Source organism: Aquificaceae bacterium, assembly GCA_037722135.1.
In the GTDB taxonomy this organism is placed as follows: Bacteria; Aquificota; Aquificia; order Aquificales; family Aquificaceae; genus Pampinifervens; species Pampinifervens sericum.
On sequence record JBBKAW010000083.1, the window covers coordinates 1 to 2,980 of the forward strand.

General features: G+C 45.6%; 4 protein-coding genes. All 4 read left to right on the top strand.

The genetic code is table 11. The features are described from left to right. Positions 1–266 precede the first annotated feature (266 nt). The 4 genes from glnB (at position 267) to WKI49_05890 (ending at position 2,960) form a co-directional block, all read left to right on the top strand. Complete coding sequence (glnB, locus tag WKI49_05875; GenBank protein ID MEJ7622018.1) at positions 267–605, top strand: nitrogen regulator P-II GlnB; 339 nt, start codon at positions 267–269, stop codon at positions 603–605. A 24-nt stretch (positions 606–629) separates the two neighbouring features. After that, positions 630–2,039: a type I glutamate--ammonia ligase gene (gene glnA / locus WKI49_05880; protein MEJ7622019.1), complete on the top strand. Its 1,410-nt coding sequence runs from the start codon at positions 630–632 to the stop codon at positions 2,037–2,039. A gap of 128 nt (positions 2,040–2,167) precedes the next feature. Continuing rightward, positions 2,168–2,644 (top strand): porin, encoded by a 477-nt coding sequence (locus WKI49_05885; protein ID MEJ7622020.1) that lies wholly within the window; start codon positions 2,168–2,170, stop codon positions 2,642–2,644. A gap of 49 nt (positions 2,645–2,693) precedes the next feature. Next, on the top strand, positions 2,694–2,960 hold the full coding sequence (locus tag WKI49_05890) for a hypothetical protein (GenBank protein MEJ7622021.1): 267 nt from the start codon (positions 2,694–2,696) through the stop codon (positions 2,958–2,960). Positions 2,961–2,980 lie beyond the last annotated feature (20 nt).

The window sequence follows — 2,980 nt, forward strand, 5'->3', positions numbered from 1 at the left end:
AATACGCCTGCATAGTGGGGATTGAAACCTCTGAAAACTACGACCTTGAACATTACCATAGGATAATATCCCGCTTTGAAGAGATAGCCCATGCAACGGTAGAGCTGAAAAGCTGTGCCAAAGGTGAGTGAACAATTTTACAATTTTGTAAACAATTTTACATAACTTCTCAAGGCTCACCCCTCTAAAAGGTAGTAAAATTAACCCTTAGCCAGCTCCTTGTGGTTGGCATGTTTTTTGCAAAATAACTCACAGGAGGTTAAAGCATGAAAAAGGTGGAAGCCATAATCAAGCCCTTTAAACTGGACGAGGTCAAGGATGCCCTTGTGGAGATAGGCATAGGCGGTATGACGGTTACAGAGGTTCGTGGCTTTGGTCAACAAAAGGGACACACGGAGATATACCGTGGCACAGAGTATGTCATTGACTTTCTGCCCAAGGTTAAGATTGAGGTGATAGTGAGGGATGAGGACGTGGAAAAGGTGGTGGAGACTATAATGAAAACCGCCCAAACAGGTAGGGTGGGAGATGGAAAGATATTCATAATACCCGTTGAGGACGTGATAAGGATTAGGACGGGTGAAAGAGGAGAACAGGCAATTTAGAAACTTTATAAAGGAGGTTTAAACATGCCCAAGTATTCACCGGCTGAGGTGCTAAGCCTCATCGAGCAGGAAGGGGTCCAGTATGTGGACCTAAGGTTTTCTGACCTCTTTGGTCAGTGGCAACATCTTACCATCCCAGCCTATGAGCTGTCTTTGGATACCTTTGAGGAAGGTAGAGGCTTTGACGGTTCATCCATAAGGGGATGGCAGTCTATCAACGAGTCCGATATGATAGCTATCCCAGACCCTACTACCGCCTTTATTGACCCCTTTATGGAGCCAAAGACTTTGGTGATGATATGCGATATCTATGACCCTATAACAAGAGAGAGGTATGGTAGGGATACTCGCTATATTGCTCAAAAGGCAGAGCAATACCTAAAACAGACAGGTATAGGAGATACCGCATACTTTGGACCAGAGGCGGAGTTTTTCATCTTTGACTCTGTGGAGTTTGGAACTTCTGCCAATTATGCCTTTTGGAGGATAGACTCAGAGGAAGGATGGTGGAACAGAGAAATAACCTCTTCTGGCTACAAAATACCACACAAAAGGGGATACTTCCCAGTGCCACCTTTGGATAAAACACACGAGCTAAGGAACGAAATGGTCTCTATAATGTCCCAGCTTGGCATAGTGGTAGAGCTTCACCACCACGAGGTTGCCACCGCAGGTCAAGGAGAGATAGACATTCGTTATGACTCTTTGGTAAATCAGGCAGACAAACTATTCCTTTACAAGTATGTAGTGCGTATGGTTGCCCACAAGTATGGAAAGTTTGCCACCTTTATGCCGAAGGTTTTACCTAACGATAATGGCTCGGGTATGCACACCCACTTCTCTATATGGAAGGAAGGTCAAAACCTCTTTGCAGGTTCTGAGTATGCAGGTCTTTCTGAATTAGCCCTATATGCAATAGGTGGCATCCTCAAGCATGGACCTGCCCTTACCGCTTTTACGAACCCCACTATAAATTCCTACCACAGGCTTGTGCCAGGCTTTGAAGCCCCCGTAAGGCTCGCCTATTCCGCAAGAAACAGGTCTGCTGCCATAAGGATACCCATGTATTCCGCATCACCAAAGGCGAAGAGAATAGAAATTCGCTTCCCAGACGCCACTTGCAACCCTTATCTTGCCTTTTCCGCCATACTCATGGCAGCAATAGACGGTATAGAAAACCGCATACACCCCGGAGAGCCCTTTGACAAGGACATATACTCCCTACCACCAGAGGAGCTAAAAGACATACCACAGCTACCCGGCTCACTGGAAGAATCCCTCAAGGCTCTTGAAAACGACTACGAGTTTCTCCTAAAGGGTGGGGTGTTTACGGAGGAGCTTATAGAGACATGGATAAGCTCCAAGAAGAAGGAAATTGACGAGCTAAGGTTCATACCCCATCCTAAGGAGTTTGAGCTTTACTTTGACATCTAAGTAAAAAACCGCCCCGCCCCTTTTGGGTGGGGCAAAGGAGGAGATAAAATGCGTCGCCTGGCAACTATTATACCCTTAGCACCACTGACCCAAAGGTAGCCTTTGAAGGAAGTATAGGCATAACGCCTATAAAGGATGCTTCCCTATCTTTTAACTTTCTAATTCCAGACAAGGACTCCAAACCAAATGATACCGCTTTTCCCACAAATAAAAGGGAATACAACATAGTGGCAAGCTACACCTTTGAAAATCTATCCTTCGGTGCAGACTTTATGTATGTGGAAGCTCAAAAAAGCTCAAAAGCAGGAGTGCCCACAAAGGCAAAGGCAAGTGGAGGAGCTTTGCACCTATCTTATGAACTAAAAGCTATAAAACTCTCTGGTAGAGTAGAATACTTCAGGGACAACTCAGATACTGGAGGCACAGACCTTGTGGGTCTTGGAGATGGGAACAAAGGCTGGACTTTTACGATTACTCCTGCTTACAAGGCGGGTCCTCTTATGGTAAGAGCAGAGGTATCTTATGTAAAAGCGGACAAACCCTTTACCACCAACGGTAAAAAGAATCAAACAAGGCTGGGACTGGAGGTAGGCTTCCTGTTCTGAGGCTCGTGCCTCACCCCCTCTCCGGGGGCTTTTTTGGTAAAATAGCCTTATGTGGCTTTTGAGCCTTCTTTTAGCCTTGGGAAGCTGTGCCTTTTCCACGAATGGCTACATAACCTCCTGCGAGCCAGTGCTCGGAAAAAACTCTCTTATACCAGCGGTATGTGGAAAGTGTCATATAGAGGTAAAGGATGGAAAACTTCTTATCACTCCTGCAGAGGACTGCCCAGCCTATCAAGTTTATAAATGCACCACAAGGGATGGAAAAACTTTCTTTATAAACACCCTTGGCTGTAGACCCTACGAAGAGAGAAACTAAATGGAAAAGCTCCTTGCACC

Excerpts from the sequence above, each read along its gene's own strand:
- glnB (MEJ7622018.1), top strand. The coding sequence starts at position 267 with ATGAAAAAGGTGGAAGCCATAATCAAGCCCTTTAAACTGGACGAGGTC.
- glnA (MEJ7622019.1), top strand. The coding sequence starts at position 630 with ATGCCCAAGTATTCACCGGCTGAGGTGCTAAGCCTCATCGAGCAGGAA.
- WKI49_05890 (MEJ7622021.1), top strand. The coding sequence starts at position 2,694 with ATGTGGCTTTTGAGCCTTCTTTTAGCCTTGGGAAGCTGTGCCTTTTCC.